Origin of the sequence: Mycobacterium sp. 852002-51971_SCH5477799-a (assembly GCF_001667145.1) — a bacterium.
Classification (GTDB): Bacteria; Actinomycetota; Actinomycetes; order Mycobacteriales; family Mycobacteriaceae; genus Mycobacterium.
In genome coordinates this window covers 1-17,944 of record NZ_LZIF01000047.1, presented here as the reverse complement: position 1 = coordinate 17,944, position 17,944 = coordinate 1, and the positions used below count along the sequence as shown (strand labels likewise).

Below are 17,944 nucleotides of genomic sequence, written 5' to 3'. Positions count from 1 at the left end.
CGAAATCGTGCCGATTATCGTTCGATTAGCTGCCGCAGGGAAGCGGTCCGCAAGTCCATGCACAGGCTTGCCCGGACCCGAAGGGATCGTGATATGACGTTCGCGCCGATCACCTCCGCGGCTTCGCAGTCGGAGTCGCGGGTGGCCGGTGCCGACCCCGCCCCGGGGCTGGACATCGCCGAGCTGGCCGACTCCGCGGCCGTCGCGCAGTACATCGCCGAGGGATGTCTGGTGGACGCCCCGCTGGGCCGCATCGGTCTGGAGTTGGAAGCCCATTGCCACGACCCGGCCGATCCGCACCGCAGACCGAGCTGGAACGAGATCGCCGGCGTGCTCGATGCGCTCCCCGCGTTACCCGGGGGCAGCAGGGTCACCGTGGAGCCGGGTGGCGCCGTCGAACTGTCCGGGCCGCCGGCCGACGGCGTGCTGCCCGCCATCGACGCCATGCGCCGGGATCAGGCCGTGCTGCAGCCGGCGTTCGCTCAGGCCGGGCTGGGACTGGTCTTCCTCGGCGCCGACCCGCTGCGGCCGCCCAAACGCATCAACCCCGGCGCCCGGTATCGCGCCATGGAACGGTTCTTCGCGGCCAGCGAGTCGGGGGAAGCGGGTGCCGCGATGATGACGTCCACCGCATCGATTCAAGTCAACGTGGACGCTGGGCCGCGGGAAGGCTGGGCGGCGCGGGTGCGCCTGGCACATGCGTTGGGGCCCACCATGATCGCGGTAACGGCGAACTCGCCGATGCTGGGCGGTGAATTCACGGGCTGGGTGTCGAGCCGGCAGCGAGTGTGGGGCCGGATGGACTCAGCGCGCTGCGGACCCATCCTGGGGGCCAGCGGCGACGACCCGGGCACCGACTGGGCCCGGTATGCGCTCAAGGCACCGGTGATGCTGGTGCACAACCCCGACGCCGAGGCCGTCACGCATTGGGTGCCGTTCGCCGACTGGGTCGACGGCCGCGAGCTGCTTTCGGATCGCCGACCCAGCGTCGCTGACCTCGAGTACCACCTGACCACGTTGTTCCCGCCGGTGCGGCCCAGGCAGTGGCTGGAGATCCGTTATTTGGACAGCGTGCCGGACGCGTTGTGGCCCGCCGTGGCGTTCACCCTGGCGGTCCTGCTCGATGACGCGGCCGCCGCCGACACCGCGGCCGAGGCGGTCGAACCGGTTGCCACCGCATGGGACACCGCGGCCCGAGTGGGGCTGCGGGATCGGCGGCTGTACGCGGCGGCCAACGCGTGCCTGGCCGTCGCCGCCGCGAAAGCCCCGGCCGAGCTGGGCGATTCGATGCAGCGGTTGGTCCGCCTTGTCGACCAGGGCCGCTGCCCCGGCGACGAGTTCTCCGACCAGGTGATCGAGTACGGCCTCGCGCCGACGGTGGCGCGACTGGCTCAAGGGGAGCTGTGACGTCACGGGAGGGCATCGCCGACGACTTGGCCCGGACGCGGGCGCGGACGCTACGGCTGGTCGATTTCGACGACGCCGAACTCTGCCGGCAGTACGACCCGTTGATGAGCCCGCTGGTGTGGGACCTCGCGCACATCGGTCAGCAGGAGGAACTGTGGCTGTTGCGCGGTGGTGATCCCGCGCGGCCCGGGATGCTGCCGCCGGCGGTCGAGGGGCTCTACGACGCCTTCGTGCATTCCCGCGCCAGCCGCGTCGAGCTGCCGCTGCTTTCGCCGAAGGAGGCGCGGGCATATTGCCGAACCGTGCGGTCCGCCGTGCTCGACGCGCTTGACATGCTGCCCGACGATCCCGCCGGCGACGAGGCGGCGTTCGTGTACGCGATGGTGGTCAGCCACGAAAACCAGCATGACGAAACCATGCTGCAGGCACTGAATTTGCGCAGCGGCGCACCGCTTTTGCGGGACGCCTCCGTGCTGCCGGCCGGTCGAGCGGGGTTGGCCGGCACGTCGGTGCTGGTGCCCGGCGGCGAATTCGTGCTCGGCGTGGACGCCACGAGCGAACCGCATTCGCTGGACAACGAGCGGCCAGCCCACGTCGTCGACCTGCCCGCGTTCCGGATCGGGCGGGTTCCGGTCACCAACGGCGAATGGCGCGGGTTCGTCGACGACGGCGGCTACGACCAGCCGCGCTGGTGGTCGGAGCGTGGCTGGCAGCACCGAAAGGCCGCCGGCCTGACCGCGCCGCAGTTCTGGAGCTCCGACGGCACGACCCGCACCCGGTTCGGCCACGTCGAGGACATCCCCGCCGACGAACCCGTCCAGCACGTCAGCTATTTCGAGGCCGAGGCGTACGCGGCCTGGGCCGGGGCGCGGCTGCCCACCGAGATGGAGTGGGAGAAGGCCTGCGCCTGGGATCCGTCCACCAACACGCGGCGCCGGTACCCCTGGGGCGAGAGCAAACCGAACGAGGCGCTGGCCAACCTGGGCGGCACCGCGTTGCGTCCGGCGCCCGTCGGCGCCTACCCCGGCGGCGCATCGGCGTACGGGGCCGAGCAGATGCTCGGCGAGGTGTGGGAGTGGACCAGCTCACCGCTGCGGCCTTGGCCGGGGTTCGCTCCGATGCTCTACGAGCGGTATTCGCAGCCCTTCTTCGACGGTGATTACCGGGTGTTGCGCGGCGGCTCGTGGGCCGTGGAGGCAGGGATCATGCGGCCGAGCTTCCGCAACTGGGATCACCCCTACCGGCGCCAGATCTTCAACGGCGTCCGATTGGCGTGGGACGTTTCCGACGCCGGGGATCGCGCCTGATGTGCCGGCACCTGGGCTGGCTGGGCAGGGACGTCACGGTTTCCTCGTTGGTGCTCGACCCGCCGTTCGGACTGCGCGTGCAGTCCTATGCGCCGCGCCGGCAAAAACACTGCCTGCTCAACGCCGACGGTTGGGGCGTCGGGTTTTTCGACACCTCCTCGCATGGCTTTGCGCGAGGCGGAGTGCCGCGCCGCTGGCGCAGTCAGGCGCCGCTGTGGGGCGACGTGTCGTTCGATTCCGTCGCGCCCGCGCTGCGCAGTCACTGCGTGGTGGCGGCGGTGCGTTCGGCCACCGTCGGCATGCCGATCGAGGCCAGCGCGTGTGCGCCGTTCACCGACGGGCAGTGGTTGTTGTCGCACAACGGAATCGTCGACCGGGCCGTGTTACCGACGACGGCGCCCGCGGAATCGGTCTGTGACAGCGCGATATTGGCGGCCACCATCTTCGAGCGCGGCCTCGACGCATTGGGGGACACCCTCGCCGAGGTAGCCACCGCCGACCCCAACGCCCGGCTGAACATCTTGGCCGCCAACGGCTCTCGCATGCTGGCGACGGCCTGGGGTGACACGCTGTCCATCCTGCGCCGCCCGGACGGTGTGGTCCTGGCCAGTGAACCCTATGACAACGACTCCGACTGGGAGGACGTGCCCGACCGCCACCTTGTCGAAGTCTCTTCCGACGGTGTCGCGCTGACGCCGCTGGACCAGTCGAGAGGATCTTGATGACGCTGTCGCTGTCGAACCACCTGGCCGCCGACTCCGCGTACCACGCGTTGCGCCGCGACGTGCTGGACGGCCTGCAGAAGACGCCGAAGGCATTGCCGCCCAAATGGTTCTACGATGCGGTCGGCAGTGATCTGTTCGATCAGATCACCCGGCTGCCGGAGTACTACCCGACGCGCGCCGAAGCCGAGATCTTGCGCGCCCGGGCGGCCGAAGTCGCATCGGCCAGCGCGGCCGACACCCTGGTGGAATTGGGCAGCGGCACGTCGGAGAAAACGCGGGTGCTGCTCGACGCGCTGCGAGCGCGGGATTCGCTGCGCAGGTTCGTCCCGTTCGACGTCGACGCCAGCATCCTGTCGACCGCCGCCGCGGCCATCCAGCAGGAGTACGAGGGAGTCGAAATCAAGGCTGTATGCGGCGATTTCGAAGAGCACCTGACCGAGATCCCCCAAGGCGGGCAGCGGCTGTTCGTGTTCCTGGGTTCGACGATCGGCAACCTCACGCCCGGACCGCGCGCGGAGTTTCTTGCCGCGCTGTCCGCGCAGATGCGACCCGGCGACAGCCTGCTGCTGGGCACGGACCTGGTCAAGGACACCGAGCGGTTGGTGCGCGCCTACGACGACGCCGCCGGGGTGACGGCGGCGTTCAACCGCAACGTACTCGCGGTGGTGAACCGTGAACTCGATGCCGACTTCGACGTCGACGCCTATCGGCACGTGGCCCGGTGGAACGGCGCGGAAGAACGCATCGAGATGTGGCTGCGGTCCGACCGGCGCCAGCGGGTGCGGGTCGGTGCGCTCGAGCTGATCGTCGACTTCGAGGCCGGCGAGGAGATGCTCACCGAGGTGTCGTGTAAGTTCCGCTCCGACAAGGTGACCGGCGAATTGGCCGCGGCGGGACTGCGTCGGACCCGGTGGTGGACCGACGAGGCGGGCGACTTCGGGTTGTCGTTGGCCGTGAAGTGACCGGCGCCAACGCGCTGGCCGAGCGATGGCGGTCAGCCCGCCCGCCGATGGCGGGGCTGCACCTGGACAACGCGGCGTGCTCCCGGCAGAGCCTGGCAGTGATCGAGGCCACCGCGCAGCACGCCCGCAATGAGTCCGAGGTCGGTGGCTATGTCGCGGCGGAGGCGGCGGCACCGGTGCTCGATGCAGGACGCGTCGCATTCGCCGCGCTGACCGGAATGCCGGATGCCGAAATGGTTTTCACCACCGGCTCGCTGAACGCATTGGATCTGCTGCTGGGCAGCTGGCCGGCGGAGCGCGCTACGGTGGCTTGCCTGCCCGGCGAGTACGGGCCCAACCTTGCCCTGCTGGCCGCGCACGGGTTCGACCGGCAGCTGTTGCCGGCCATGGACGACGGTCGGATCGCGCTGGACGACGCGGCACTGGCGTTGGACGCCGATCCGCCGGCCCTGGTGCACCTGACCGCGGTGGCCAGCCATTGCGGTGTGGTGCAACCGGTTTCGATGGTCGCCCAACTCTGCCGGGAGTTGGGGCTGCCGCTCGTGGTCGACGCGGCGCAGGCACTGGGCCAGGTCGACGTCGCGGCGGACGCCGACGTGACCTACTCCTCGTCGCGCAAATGGATCGCCGGGCCGCGCGGTGTCGGGATGCTCGGGGTGCGCCGCGAGCTGATGCAAAGCCTGCGCCCACGGCTGGCCGCGCCGCAGTGGGCTCGCAAGGGCGGCTCGCCGACCGTGGCCGAACAGCTGGAGTTCGGCGAGGCGAATGTCGCCGCGCGCGTGGGTTTTTCGCTCGCAATGGGCGAGCATCTGGCGTACGGGCCACAGGCGGTTTGCGCGCGTCTGGCCGAGGTGGGCAGCCTGAGCCGCACAGTGCTGGCCGATGTGACCGGCTGGACGGTGGTCGAGGAGGTCGAAGAACCCAGTGCCATCACCACTTTGGCGCCAAAGGACGGCGCCGACCCGAAGGCGGTGCGGGCCTGGTTGCTCGCCGAGCGGCGGATCCTGACCACGTTCGCCGGGGTGCAGCGGGCGCCGCTGGAGCTGACGCAACCGGTGCTGCGGATCTCGCCGCACGTGGACGCCACGGCCGAAGACCTGGAAACTTTCGCCGAGGCGCTCATCGCCGCCACCGCGGCGACCGCGACCGGTTAGCCGGCTTTGTGTGCGGTTAACAGGTAGGCAGGCATCATCATCCGGCCCTTGTCGTCACGATCGTGCTGCGGAAATTCGAAGGGAGCGTCGGCAGGAACTACCGGCGGGATGTTCGCGTGGATGAAGGCCGGCCGGATCTCGTCGATCTCCCAGTACTTGCTCACCGCGTCGCGCAGTTCGTCCTCGTCGACCTCGTTGGGCTTGGTCTCCATCTCCGCCGGGAAGGCACCCTTGGCGAAGACCAGCACGTAGTAGTTGGCCCCCGGGGCGGCTGCCCGGTGTACCGACCTCAGGTAGCCGTCGCGCCCCTCGATCGGCAACGAGTGAAACAGCGTGCTGTCGGCCACGGTGGAGAACCGTCCGTCATAGCCGGTGAGCGACGTGATGTCCGCCTGCACGAAGGTGGCCGTGGTCAGGCCGCGGTCTTGGGCGGCCTGGGTAGCCGCCGCGATGGCCGTCGGTGTCAGGTCGACGCCCACCACGGTGTAACCCTGGTCGGCCAGTGTCAGCGACAGCTCGGCGAACCCGCATCCGGCGTCCAGCACGTCGCTGCGAAACTTACCGGCCGCGACGAGCGCCGCGAGTTCGGGTTGTGGCTCACCGATGTTCCACGGCGGTGGGCCCTCGAAGTGGGCCTGCTCGCGATACGCGCCGTCCCAGTCCATCACTTGATCAGCCATGGTTTCCAAGCTACTCCCAGGTGTGCACCGGTTCGTTGGCATGCATGTGGTCGCAGTACCGGCGAAGCATCTCCGCCAGCGCCGCAGGCCTGCTCATGCCGCCGTCCTGCAATGCCCGCACGGTCGACACCTGCCAGCTGGCACCGTTGCGCCCGGCTCGGGCCCGGCCCTCGATGACCCCGAGGAACCGGTCGCGCACCTCGGGGTCGACGCCCCAGCGCTGCAGGCCTTCGTCGGCGACCGGCAGCAGCGTGTCGAGCACGAGTTCGCGGGCGCTTAGCTCACCCGTCCCCGGCCAGTGCTGCCGGGCGTCGATGCCGTAGCGCGCCGCCGCCAGGAAATTGCCTTCTGCCACACCGAAATCCATGCTGTCCCATAGCGGATTGTCGGCTTCGGACAGGCTGCGCAGCACGCCGTAGAAGAAGGCCGAGTTCGCCAGCATGTCGATGACGGTCGGTCCGGCCGGCAACACCCGGTTCTCCAGTCGCAGATGGGGGCGGCCATCGACCACGTCGTACACCGGGCGATTCCACCGGTAGACGGTCCCGTTGTGCAGGCGCAGTTCGGCAAGCTGCGGGATGCGCCCGGCCGCCAGCTCGGCGACCGGGTCCTCGTCGGACACCTCGGGCAGCAGCGACGGGAAGTATCGGACGTTCTCTTGGTAGAGGTCCAGGACCGAGCCGATCCACTGCTCACCGAACCACACCCGCGGACGTACGCCTTGGGTTTTCAGCTCCTCGGGCCGCGTATCGGTGGACTGGGTGAACAGCTCGATGCGGGTTTCGGCCCAGAGCAGGTGCCCGAAGAAGAAGGGCGAATTGGCGCCCAGCGCCAGCTGCGGGCCGGCCACGATCTGCGCCGCATTCCAGTTGGCGGCGAACGTCTCGGGCGCCAACTGCAGGTGCAATTGCATGCTGGTGCAGGCGGATTCGGGTGCGATCGTGGCTGTGTGCCAACTCAGCGGTTCGGGACCGGAGATGTCGATGGGAATGTCTTCGCCACGGGCGGTGAAGATCGAGTCGTTGAGGGCGGCGTATCGCGTCGACTCGCTCATCCAGCCGTGGTCGAGGTGTTCGGACATCAGCGTGGGCAGGATGCCGATCATGACGATGTGGGCGCCGCCGGCGGCGCTGGCCTTGGTTTCGGCCTCGTTCAGGCTGGCCCGCACCTCTGCCTCGAGATCCAATGTGGTGTGCCCGGGCAGCGCGTGCGGTGGAACGTTGAATTCGATGTTGTAGGCGCCTAATTCGGTCTGATACGCAGGGTCGCCGATGGCGTCGAGAACATGGCGGTTCGACATCGCCGGCTGGTAGTCGGCGTCGACAAGATTGCACTCGATCTCCATGCCGGTCAGCGGTTGCTCGGACTCAAAGCATGAGCGGGCCAGCATTGTTTTAAAGGCGTCCAGGCACAGCTGTACCTTGCGGCGGTATTCCCGCCGATGCGCGCTGTCGTACGTGGTGCGCTTGACCTCTTCGCCCACAACGCAGATGCAACAGGGTTACCGCCGGTAACGCAAGCTCTCATGAGTCGCAGTCGCCGCATCGTCCGTCCCGCGGGTAGACCATGATGGACTTTTGCCGCTAAACGTGTCCGAGCTCACGGGTGGAGGAGAACAGTTGGCCGAGTTCGCCGAATACGTCGCAGCCATCGACCAGGGGACCACCAGCACTCGCTGCATGATCTTCGATCACGGTGGTGCCGAAGTCGCCCGCCATCAACTCGAGCACGAACAGATCCTGCCCCGGGCCGGCTGGGTGGAGCACGACCCGGTCGAGATCTGGGAGCGCACCTCCTCGGTGCTGATGTCGGTGTTGAACCGGGCCAATCTGAGTTCGGAAAACATTGCCGCGCTGGGTATTACGAACCAGCGCGAGACCACGCTGGTATGGAACCGCAAGACCGGACGGCCCTACTACAACGCGATCGTCTGGCAGGACACCCGCACCGACCGGATCGCCTCGGCGCTGGAACGCGACGGTCGCGGCGACGTAATCCGCCGCAAGGCCGGCCTGCCCCCGGCCACCTACTTTTCCGGCGCCAAGCTGCAATGGATTCTGGAGAACGTTGATGGCGTGCGTCCGGCAGCCGAAAGCGGCGATGCGTTGTTCGGCACCCCCGACACCTGGGTGCTGTGGAACCTGACCGGGGGGCCCCGGGGCGGCGTACACGCCACCGACGTGACCAACGCCAGCCGGACCATGCTGATGAACCTGGAGACGTTGGACTGGGACGACGAGCTGCTGTCGATCTTCTCCATTCCTCGCGCGATGCTGCCGATGATCGGCCCGTCGTCGTCGCCGCAGCCCTACGGCGTGACCTCGGACGCGGGGCCGGCCGGTGGCGAGGTATCGATCACCGGGATTCTTGGTGATCAACACGCGGCGATGGTGGGTCAGGTGTGTCTGTCCGAAGGGGAAGCCAAAAACACCTACGGCACCGGGAATTTCCTGCTGCTCAACACCGGTGAGACGATCGTGCGGTCCGACAACGGGTTGCTCACCACCGTCTGCTATCAGTTCGGTGACACCAAACCCGTGTACGCGCTAGAGGGTTCGATCGCGGTGACCGGCGCGGCCGTGCAGTGGCTGCGCGATCAGCTGGGCATCATCAGCGGGGCCGCCCAAAGCGAATCGCTGGCGCGCCAGGTCGACGACAACGGGGGCGTCTATTTCGTCCCCGCGTTTTCCGGGTTGTTCGCGCCCTACTGGCGATCGGATGCGCGCGGCGCGATCGTCGGGCTGTCGCGGTTCAACACGAACGCGCATCTGGCGCGCGCGACGCTGGAAGCGATCTGCTATCAAAGTCGCGACGTGGTCGACGCCATGGCGGCGGATTCCGGTGTGCGCCTTGAGGTCTTGAAGGTCGATGGTGGTATCACCGGCAATGACCTGTGCATGCAGATTCAGGCTGACGTGCTGGGGGTGGACGTGGTCCGGCCGGTCGTCGCCGAGACGACCGCGCTCGGCGCGGCCTATGCGGCCGGTCTCGCGGTGGGGTTCTGGGCCGATCCGGCGGACCTGCGTGCCAACTGGCAAGAGGGCAGGCGATGGTCGCCCACCTGGAACGACGAGCAGCGCGCCGCAGGTTACGCGGGCTGGCGAAAAGCCGTGCAGCGGACCCTGGATTGGGTCGACGTGACGTGACGTCGCCTCATCCAGGGCCCGCCGGAGGCACTCAGTCTTCGCCGAGAATGCCGTAGATTTCACGCCGCGCATTGTTGAGGATGTCGACGATGCGCTGCTGCTGCTCGGCCGAAGCGGTGTGGGCGGACTGCCCGACCGCGCCGAACAATTGACCCACGGCGGCCCGCAGGTTCATGTGACCGGGGTCGGCCCCTTCGGTGATCTCGTCCCACGGCGGGGTCTCGATCTTTTCGGCCGCGGCGCGGCCCTGTTCGGTCAACTCGAAAAGCTTTTTGCTGCCTTCGGTTTCGCTCGCGTTGATCAGACCTTCGTCGTCGAGCAGTTGCAGGGTCGGGTACACCGAGCCGGGGCTTGGCTTCCAGAGTCCGTTGCTCCGTTCGGCGATCTGCTGGATCATCTCGTAGCCGTGCATCGGCCGCTCAACGAGCAGCTTGAGGATGGCCGCTCGCACGTCGCCGCGCTTGCCGCGACCCGGCCCGCCGCGGCGCCATCCGCCGCGCCGGCCACCGGGGCCGAAGCCGGGACCAAAGCCTGGACCGAATCCCGGTCCGAAACCGGGTCCGAATCCGAGTGGGCCGTCGTGGCCACCGGCATGATCGCGCAGATGCTCGCGGAAGTGCCGTCGGGCCTGGCGCCGTGCCTCGTGCAGGGCACGCCGGTCGACCGGGCCGGAGCCGAAGCCGAAGCCGGGTCGGCCGGCGAAGGGGCCCTCGGGGGGAGTGAATGGGTTTGTCATTGTTCTGTCCTTACGCTTGTGTGTTGCGCACCGGTCGTGCGCTACGAAATATCACGATATATCGAAAACTAACGCGATGCAACGGTGAACGTCGGAACAATCTCGGTGGGAGCGCCTGAACTGGAGAACTCCTGACCCCATCCGGGCCGCCAGGGCGGTTTGCATGCGCCGAACGGCGGGTAGGAACTATCGGGATGGATCCCGACAACAACTTGCAGGTCGATAGGGGTAGCGGCGGCTCGGCCGCAGCTGGGCGACCCGATGGCGCCCGGACCCGGAGCACCTGGCCGTGGATCAACTGGGGGCTGGCGCTGGCGACGGTGCCCGCCGCCGCGCTCGTGATGCTCTTCGCGCTCGGCGCTGTAATGAGCACCGACGGCTGCAGCGATCGCAGCTGTCCCAACCTGGGCCACGGCGGGATCAACTTCGGCGTCGCGTTCTACGGCGCGCCCGCGGTCGCCGTCGTCGTCATCGTCATCTCGTTCTTCACCGCCAAACGCCGGGGCGGTATCGCGGTTCCGCTGTGCGGCTGGGCGCTGCTGGTGGCCGACGTCCTGCTGATGGCGGCGAGTGTGGCCGGCTAGCGCTAGCTCGGCGGGGAGAAACCGGCGGGCGCATCGGATTCTTGCGGGCCGGAGGGGCCGGGTTGCCGTCCCGGCCACCCCGTGGCCGGTGCTGGCGGTTGCGGTACCGCACCCGACGGCGGGCTTGGCCAAGCCGGGGGGCCCTGGTATGCGGGGCCAGGCGGTGGCCACGGCGCCGAACCTGTCGGCGGTTGCCCCGGCGCGGGCATGACCGGCCGCAGCCGGGCCAGTTCGCGGCGGTGGCGCTCGGCGAGAACCGCGGCGAGCACGAGTTCCGGCGGAGCGCCGGGAGGAGGCGGCGGCGCGATGCGGGCCACCACGTCGCCGGCGATCCGGTATCCCATCTGTATGCGCAGCTGACGGTCGAGTTGTGTTGCCCTGGAGAGGAATTGACGCGCAACCTCGGCCTGACCGGCGGACAACCCCGACAACTGCAGCGACGATGCCCACCACGCCAGCGAGGGCGGCATCATCGGCGGCGGCCCGAGGCGAGGTCCGCGTTCGTTGACCACCACCGTGCCGGCGAAGATGTCGCCGATCCTTTTGGCTTTGGGGGACAAGATGCTGCAGATGACGGCGGGGCTCCCGAACAACATCCAGATCTCCACCAACGATGCCAGGGCGCGAAACAACGCCTGGCGGAAGCGTTCTGGGCCGCCGTCGTCGGACACGACACGCAGGCCCATCGCGATTTTGCCCACCGAGCGTCCCCGCGTTGCTGTTTCGAGAATCAGCGGATAACCAACCACCACCAGCACCGTGAAGATCAGCAGGATCGCTTGGGACAGCGCGGTATCGAATTGAGTCAGGGTGGCAGCCCACAACATCAGGCCGAGCAGGTAACCGATGACCATGACCGCGATATCGATCAGCGCGCTCAACGCCCGCACCGGCAGCTGGGCGATCTGCACATCGAGCACCACAGCGTCCCCGGTCACCACCTCCGACATAACTCCGAACGGTACAGGTTGGGTTGTGTGTGGCCCGCCGCACTGAGCTGTGCCTGCGGTGCGATTAGGCTGCCGAGGGTGGATGTCGACGCGTTCGTGCTGGCCCATCGCCCTACCTGGGACCGCCTGGACCAATTGATCGGGCGGCGCCGGTCGCTATCCGGTGCGGAGATCGACGAACTCGTCGACCTGTACCAGCGGGTCTCCACCCACCTGTCGATGCTGCGTTCGGCTTCGTCGGATTCGGTGTTGATCGGTCGGCTCTCGAGCCTGGTGGCGCGGGCCCGTTCCGCGGTGACCGGTGCTCATGCGCCCCTGAGCAGTACGATCAAGAGGTTCTGGACGGTGTCGTTCCCGGTAGTTGCCTACCGCACCTGGCGTTGGTGGGTGGGTACGGCGGCGGCGTTCTTTGCCGTGGTCGTGATCGTCGCGCTGTGGGTCGCCGGCAGCCCGGACGTGCAGTCCTTGATCGGAACACCCACGGACATCGAGCAATTGATCAACCACGACGTCGAGTCGTACTACAGCGAACATCCCGCCGCGGCGTTCGCGCTGCAGATCTGGGTGAACAACTCGTGGGTGTCCGCTCAATGCATCGCAATGTCGGTGGTGTTGGGACTGCCGATTCCCCTGGTGTTGTTGGAGAATGCCGCCAACCTGGGCGTCACTGCCGGCTTGATGTTTCCCGCCGGGAAGGGCGCCCTGCTGCTAGGTCTGCTCGCCCCGCATGGCCTGCTGGAACTCACGGCGGTATTCCTCTCGGGCGCAACGGGAATGCGGCTCGGATGGTCGGTGATCTCCCCTGGCGACCGGCCTCGCGGTCAGGTACTCGCCGAACAGGGCCGCGCCGTCGTCTCGGTCGCGGTCGGTCTGGTCGCGGTGCTCCTGGTCTCGGGGTTGATCGAAGCAGTGGTGACGCCGTCCCCGCTTCCGACGTCCGTGCGGGTCGGCATCGGCGTCATCGCCGAGGTGGCGTTCTTGTCCTACATCGTCTACTTCGGCCGCCGCGCTGTGAAGGCAGGTGAAAGCGGTGATATAGAAGAGTCGCCCGACGTCGTTCCGACTCGCTGAGCGGCCGTGTCAACGGCCTGGGGCCGCCCGATGACCGGCACCTACAGGCGCCCGGTCGCTTTCATCGCCAGGTAGTGATCGGCAAGGGCGGGCGCCAATTCGGTGGGCGGGGCGTCGACGACTTCCACCCCGCCGCGACGCAGCCGCGTGGCGATCGCGCCGCGGTCATTGCGGGAGCGTTCGGCGGCCGCCGCGTCGTACACCGCCGCGGCATCCGCGCGCCCCCCGGCCATCTGGTCGACGCGCGGGTCGGCGACCGCGGCCAGCAGCAGACGATGTTTGGCCGACAGCTGCGGCAACACGGGCAACAGGCCCTCTTCGAGGGCGGCCGCATTGAGGTCGGTCAACAGCACCACCAAGGACCGCCGGCGGGCGCGCAGCGCGATGGTGGAAACCATCGCCCGCCAGTCGGATTCGACAAGTGTCGGTTGCAGGGGCGCCATCGCGTCGACCAGCTGGGCGAGCAGCTCGGTGCGCGAGGCGCCGAACACACCGGCGCGGCTCACCTGATCGTGGGCGAGGAAGTCGACGTGGTCCCCCGCGCGCGATGCCAGCGCCGCCAACAGCAGTGCGGCGTCCATCGACCAATCCAGCCGCGGCCAGCCCGCGGGATCCGACGCGGTCGGATCTACGCCGACCCGGCCCGCTGCCGTGCGGCCCGTGTCGAGCACGATCACCACCCGCCGGTCGCGTTCGGGCCGCCAGGTGCGCACCACCACATCGGCGCGACGCGCGGTGGCGCGCCAGTCGATGGAGCGCACGTCGTCGCCGACGACATATTCTCGCAGCGAGTCGAATTCGGTTCCCTGACCGCGGACCAGCGTGGGCAGCAGGCCGTCGATCTCACGTAGCTTGGCCAGCCGCGACGGCAGGTGCTTGCGGGCCAGAAACGGGGGCAGCACCCGCAGCTGCCCCGGCACCGGTCGCGAACTCTGCCGTCCCGCCAGCCCCAGCGGGCCGATGGATCGGGCGGTCACCAGCGTTGCCCGCTGGTCGCCGCGGCGAACCGGTTGGAGCCGGGTTTGGACGTGCTGGTCTTGCCCGGCGGGGAGGTCGATGGGGTGGATGCGCGGTTGCGCCTGGGCGCTGGGCGGCCAGGCGTCGCGGATCTGGCCGCGGAACCGGCGAGGTCCGTCATTGTGGATCAGTAGGTCGCAGTCCACCTGCTGCCCGAGGCGGGCCGAGCGGTCCGGGGAACGCACGTAGCGCAACTTGGCGGTGCTGGCCGCCAGAACGGCGTCGACGGCCACCGCGATCGCCAGCACTAGCAACAGGACCACGAAAGCCGTTGCCGGCCAAGGAGACAACGCGATGGGCAGGACGCAGATCAGTGCGACCAACCCGGTGCGTCCGGTCAGGACCACTAGCGGGGCACCGGAACCGACGCCAAGATCCCGTCGAGCACGCCGTCGGGCGTGGCCCCTTCGAGTTCGGCCTCGGGCCGCAACATCACCCGGTGCCGCAGCGTCGGGCGGGCCATCGCCTTCACGTCGTCGGGAGTGACGTAGTTGCGTCCCGACAACCAGGACCAGGAGCGCGCCGTCGCCAGCAGGGCGGTCGCCCCGCGGGGCGACACGCCGAGTTGCAGCGCGGGGGAGGAGCGGGTGGCCCCGACGATGTCGACGATGTAGCCCAGCACCTCGTCGGCAACCAGCACGCTTCGTACGGCGTCGCGGCCGGCCGCCAGGTCGGCGGGTCCGGCCACCGGCTTGATCGCCGACAGATCGCGCGGGTCGAAGCCGTGCGCGTGCCGATGCAGGATGGCGATTTCGGCGTCCCGGGGCGGGAGTGTCACATTCAGTTTGAGTAGAAAGCGGTCCAGCTGGGCCTCGGGCAACTGGTAAGTGCCCTCGTATTCCACCGGGTTCTGGGTCGCGGCCACGATGAAGGGGTCGGGCAGCGGCTGCGGTTCGCCATCGACGCTGACCTGACGCTCTTCCATCGCCTCGAGCAGCGCGGCCTGGGTCTTGGGCGGGGTCCGGTTGATCTCGTCGGCCAGCAACAGATTGGTGAACACCGGACCGGCCCGGAACACGAACGCGGCGGTGCGCGCGTCGTACACCAGCGAACCCGTCACGTCGCCGGGCATCAGGTCGGGGGTGAACTGCACCCGCTTGAACTCCAACTGCAGCGCCGCGGACAGTGCCCGGACCAGTAGCGTCTTGGCCACTCCCGGAACGCCTTCCAACAGCACGTGGCCGCGACACAGCAGCGCGATCACCAAGCCGCTGACCACGCCCTCCTGTCCGACGACGGCCTTGGCCAGCTCGCCGCGCAACTCCAGCAGCGCCTCGCGCGCCGATTCAGCGGTGGGGGATTGGGCGGTAGTGGGTTGTGTCACTGGCGTGCGACCTGCCTTTCGATGTCGTCGAGCGCACGGGCAAGTTGTAACAGGTCGTTGTCGGTCGTCGGGGGCGGACCGAACAGATGGTAGGAGACGAACGCCGGATCCGATCCGATGCGCCCGGCCGAGGTGGTCACCACCGCCGACGGCGAAGCGCCCGCACCGAGGCCGAGCCGCGGCAGCAGCCGCGCCAGCGTGGCTGCGCGCAATGCGGCGGCCGCGCGATCGCGTGCCCGTCGGGACCGGTACAACCGGCCGCGGCCCTCGACGGTCTCCGATGCGCGCACCACCACCGGTAACTCCTCGGCCACCAGCGGGCCCGGGCGGCGGGCCTTCCACGCGGCGACCAGCAGCACCACCAGCGCCAATTGCCCGACGAGCCAGAACACTTTGGACGGAAGCAGCTCTAAAAGCGTTGACTTGGGCGAGGATTCACCCTCGACGTCGTGCGGTGCGTACCAGACGAGCCGGGGCCGGTCGCCCGCGAGGTTCATCGCCAGCGCGGCGTTACCCGATTGCAGCAGGCTGCCGTTGGTCATGAAGTCGGTGTTGCCGACGGCTGTGACGGTGCGTCCGTCGTTGCGGAAGCGGATCAGCGCGCCGTCATAGCAGCGAGTCATCGCGCGGCCGTCTTCGGACTCGTACGTGTTGCTCAGCCCGAACCGGACCGGCCCGGACCGGACAGCCTCGCGCATCGTGCAATTCGGTTCGAGGTCAAAACCTTTGGCGTGCGATATCCGCACGCCGGGCAGCAGGGCCCCGCGGGTCCGTGCCGTCGGTTGCACCAGCAGCAGGTCCGAATGGACATTGTCCAGCCGGTCTAGGAGCGTGTCGGTGAGGTTTTGGCTCTCGGCCACGAGTATCAACGCGTCCGGGCGTGCCGCATTTTCGACGTCAGCGATGTTGTGGGCCACGACGACGTCGACTCCGGCGCCGCGCAGCAACTCCACCAGCGCGTGCGCACCCTCAGGGTTGGTTGACGCCGGGTCCATGCGGGGACCGGGTCGCGGTGCGTTCAGATACGCGTCGATGCCGGCGATGACGGCGAGCACCAGGAGCGTGACGAGCGCCCAGCGCCAGGAGCGCCAGCGCCGCGGCGTGGCTTCGGGACCCGCACCGGTCATCGTCGACATCACCGCACCTGCGCCCACGACTCGGTTGCGGCGGGCCGGCCCGGCTCGAGCGGACCGCCCTGCCAGCGGGTCAGCAGGTGGTCGTCCAGGTCGGCGACCATTTGGTAGGCGGCCTGGGTGCCGGGTTGTTCTCCGTAGGTGACATCGTTGAACGCCATTGCCGCTTGCCTCAATTCGCTGACCAGGTGCGGCAACGCGGCACCGGCGTCGCGGGCCAGCTCGTTGGCCGTCCGGCCGGGGGCGGGCGTCAGCACTTTGGTTTCTTCGAGCTGGCGGGCGACGGCGCGCAGCCGATGACGAATCGCCGAGGCCCAATTGCCCTCGGCCGCGCAGCTTTCGGCGGTCGCGCGATGTTGGGCCGCGGTCAGCTGGGCGGTGTCGAACAGCGAGTGGTCACCGCCGCGGCGGGTGCGCATGGTGCGTCGCAGAATATGGATGCCGACGATCACTGCGATGGCGAGCAGGGTGAAAAGCACTGTCGCGGTGAACCATCCGCCCGGAACCGAGGAGATCTTCTGCAACAGCCGGTAAATCACGTCGAAGACCCAGTCGATGAATTGTTGCCCGGGCGAGCCCTTCGAATAGATGGGTTTGTTGAGCTCGTCCTGCGCGACGCGATGCGCGGCATCGCGGTCGATGTCGATGGAAGGCATCCTCAGCTAGTCCTCGCTCGGCCCTTACAGGGGCCGTGTCAGCCAGAGGTTGTCGGTGGACGCGGCCGCGTAGGGGCCCTGGGCGGCGCCGCTTTGCAGCACCAGGTCGAATGCCTCGGCACGCATGCGGCGGTCGGTGTACAGCAGGACGATGACCCCCGCGTTGAACGGCGCGGTGATGATCTCGCCGATCGCCGCCCCCACCGAGAGAATCGCCGTGCTGACCACGAACGCCGTGGCGGACGAGCTGATTTGGACGAATTGGCCGGCGATGCTGAACGGCACCGCGACTGCGCTGGCGACGACGGATGTCACCAGTAACGCGAGCACCCGGATTCCCAGCACCCGCCAGAAGCCGTTGCGAACCAGCTTGAACGATCGGGTCACCGCGTCCATGACCGGCAGCCGCTCCAGCACGATCAGCACCGGGGCGAATATCACCACCGTGTACAGGTAGACCACCAACGCCAGGACGGTCAGCGCCAGCGGGATGCCCAGCACTACGGCCGCCGCGGCGCTGCCGATCGCCGCCAGCACGCCGATGATCACCGCGACCAAGCCGGCAACGGCCGCCACAACGACGGCTTCCAGCAGCGCCAGGCCGAGCAGGGCCAGCAGGCGCCCGCGGATCTTGATCCAGGTTTCGCCGATGGTGATGGGTGACCCGAAAACCGCCCGCCCGATGATGACGGTGAGCATTCCCGACAGCAGCATGCCGCCCAGCCAGCTGACCAGGATGCCGCCGATCAATGACGCGGACCAGGCACCCAGGACTGCCGAGCTCAGTTCGCCGGGTCGATCGCCGGAGAATCTGTCGGCCGCGGCCAAAGGTCCGAAGAATGCGACCTTGGTGACGATCTGCATGAGCACCACGACGATGGCGGTCAGGCCGAGCGTCGCTTTCGGGTTCGCCCGGACGTAGCCGACCGCGCCGTTGAAAATGTCGCCCAAGGTCAGCGGCCGCAGCGGGATTATCCCTGGTTTGACGGGTCCGTAACCACCGAAGCGCTGCGGCGATCCGTAGCCCGGCGCAGGTCCGTATCCGGATGGCGGTCCATAGCCCGGAGGTGTGCCGTAGGCGGGCTTCGGATC

The 17,944-nt window shown here is 68.4% G+C and carries 17 protein-coding genes; 8 read left to right on the top strand and 9 right to left on the bottom strand.

Annotated elements, in window-relative coordinates; genetic code table 11:
• The first annotated feature begins 93 nt into the window (after positions 1-93).
• The 5 genes from egtA to egtE are packed head-to-tail and all read left to right on the top strand — an operon-like array spanning position 94 to position 5,555.
• Positions 94-1,407, top strand: a complete 1,314-nt coding sequence (gene egtA / locus A5753_RS05315) for an ergothioneine biosynthesis glutamate--cysteine ligase EgtA (RefSeq protein ID WP_067124170.1) — start codon at positions 94-96, stop codon at positions 1,405-1,407.
• Positions 1,404-2,714, top strand: coding sequence for an ergothioneine biosynthesis protein EgtB (gene egtB, locus A5753_RS05310; RefSeq protein ID WP_067124168.1), 1,311 nt, complete (start codon positions 1,404-1,406; stop codon positions 2,712-2,714). The genes egtA and egtB overlap by 4 nt, the downstream gene beginning before the upstream one ends.
• Positions 2,714-3,436, top strand: coding sequence for an ergothioneine biosynthesis protein EgtC (gene egtC / locus A5753_RS05305; RefSeq protein WP_067124166.1), 723 nt, complete (start codon positions 2,714-2,716; stop codon positions 3,434-3,436). The genes egtB and egtC overlap by 1 nt, the downstream gene beginning before the upstream one ends.
• A complete protein-coding gene (gene egtD / locus A5753_RS05300; RefSeq protein ID WP_067124165.1) occupies positions 3,436-4,401 on the top strand; it encodes an L-histidine N(alpha)-methyltransferase in 966 nt (321 codons plus the stop codon). The genes egtC and egtD overlap by 1 nt, the downstream gene beginning before the upstream one ends.
• Before the next feature lie 47 nt (positions 4,402-4,448).
• A complete protein-coding gene (gene egtE / locus A5753_RS05295; RefSeq protein WP_231990004.1) occupies positions 4,449-5,555 on the top strand; it encodes an ergothioneine biosynthesis PLP-dependent enzyme EgtE in 1,107 nt (368 codons plus the stop codon).
• Here the strand turns inward: egtE and A5753_RS05290 are convergent.
• Together A5753_RS05290 and A5753_RS05285 are read right to left on the bottom strand one after the other, a co-directional pair.
• Positions 5,552-6,235 (bottom strand): class I SAM-dependent methyltransferase, encoded by a 684-nt coding sequence (locus A5753_RS05290; RefSeq protein ID WP_067124246.1) that lies wholly within the window; start codon positions 6,233-6,235, stop codon positions 5,552-5,554. The two genes, egtE and A5753_RS05290, sit on opposite strands and share 4 nt — an antisense overlap.
• Positions 6,236-6,245: 10 nt before the next feature.
• A complete protein-coding gene (locus A5753_RS05285; protein ID WP_067124161.1) occupies positions 6,246-7,718 on the bottom strand; it encodes a glutamate--cysteine ligase in 1,473 nt (490 codons plus the stop codon).
• Positions 7,719-7,854: 136 nt separating this feature from the next.
• Between A5753_RS05285 and glpK the strand changes: the two genes are divergently transcribed.
• A complete protein-coding gene (gene glpK, locus A5753_RS05280; RefSeq protein WP_067124244.1) occupies positions 7,855-9,381 on the top strand; it encodes a glycerol kinase GlpK in 1,527 nt (508 codons plus the stop codon).
• A gap of 31 nt (positions 9,382-9,412) precedes the next feature.
• On the opposite strand, the gene A5753_RS05275 is transcribed toward glpK, so the two are convergent.
• Positions 9,413-10,117, bottom strand: a complete 705-nt coding sequence (locus A5753_RS05275; protein ID WP_067124159.1) for a PadR family transcriptional regulator — start codon at positions 10,115-10,117, stop codon at positions 9,413-9,415.
• A gap of 194 nt (positions 10,118-10,311) precedes the next feature.
• Between A5753_RS05275 and A5753_RS05270 the strand changes: the two genes are divergently transcribed.
• Positions 10,312-10,701: a hypothetical protein gene (locus tag A5753_RS05270; protein WP_067124157.1), complete on the top strand. Its 390-nt coding sequence runs from the start codon at positions 10,312-10,314 to the stop codon at positions 10,699-10,701.
• A 2-nt stretch (positions 10,702-10,703) separates the two neighbouring features.
• Here the strand turns inward: A5753_RS05270 and A5753_RS05265 are convergent, their stop codons facing one another.
• Complete coding sequence (locus tag A5753_RS05265; protein ID WP_067124155.1) at positions 10,704-11,651, bottom strand: RDD family protein; 948 nt, start codon at positions 11,649-11,651, stop codon at positions 10,704-10,706.
• A gap of 78 nt (positions 11,652-11,729) precedes the next feature.
• Here A5753_RS05265 and A5753_RS05260 point away from each other — a divergent pair, with 78 nt between their 5' ends.
• Positions 11,730-12,722 (top strand): stage II sporulation protein M, encoded by a 993-nt coding sequence (locus tag A5753_RS05260; RefSeq protein ID WP_067124153.1) that lies wholly within the window; start codon positions 11,730-11,732, stop codon positions 12,720-12,722.
• Positions 12,723-12,763: 41 nt separating this feature from the next.
• On the opposite strand, the gene A5753_RS05255 is transcribed toward A5753_RS05260, so the two are convergent.
• From A5753_RS05255 to A5753_RS05235, 5 genes are all read right to left on the bottom strand, one after another.
• Positions 12,764-14,086 carry a DUF58 domain-containing protein gene (locus tag A5753_RS05255; protein WP_067124150.1) on the bottom strand — a complete coding sequence of 441 codons (1,323 nt, stop codon included), beginning with the start codon at positions 14,084-14,086 and terminating at the stop codon, positions 12,764-12,766.
• Positions 14,086-15,063, bottom strand: coding sequence for a MoxR family ATPase (locus tag A5753_RS05250; protein WP_067124148.1), 978 nt, complete (start codon positions 15,061-15,063; stop codon positions 14,086-14,088). The genes A5753_RS05255 and A5753_RS05250 overlap by 1 nt, the downstream gene beginning before the upstream one ends.
• Complete coding sequence (locus tag A5753_RS05245) at positions 15,060-16,190, bottom strand: DUF4350 domain-containing protein (protein WP_369829293.1); 1,131 nt, start codon at positions 16,188-16,190, stop codon at positions 15,060-15,062. The genes A5753_RS05250 and A5753_RS05245 overlap by 4 nt, the downstream gene beginning before the upstream one ends.
• An 8-nt stretch (positions 16,191-16,198) precedes the next feature.
• Positions 16,199-16,852: a DUF4129 domain-containing protein gene (locus tag A5753_RS05240; RefSeq protein WP_067124146.1), complete on the bottom strand. Its 654-nt coding sequence runs from the start codon at positions 16,850-16,852 to the stop codon at positions 16,199-16,201.
• Between the two features lie 24 nt (positions 16,853-16,876).
• A partial coding sequence (locus A5753_RS05235; protein ID WP_067124144.1) for a hypothetical protein occupies positions 16,877-17,944 on the bottom strand: 1,068 nt, incomplete at its 5' end.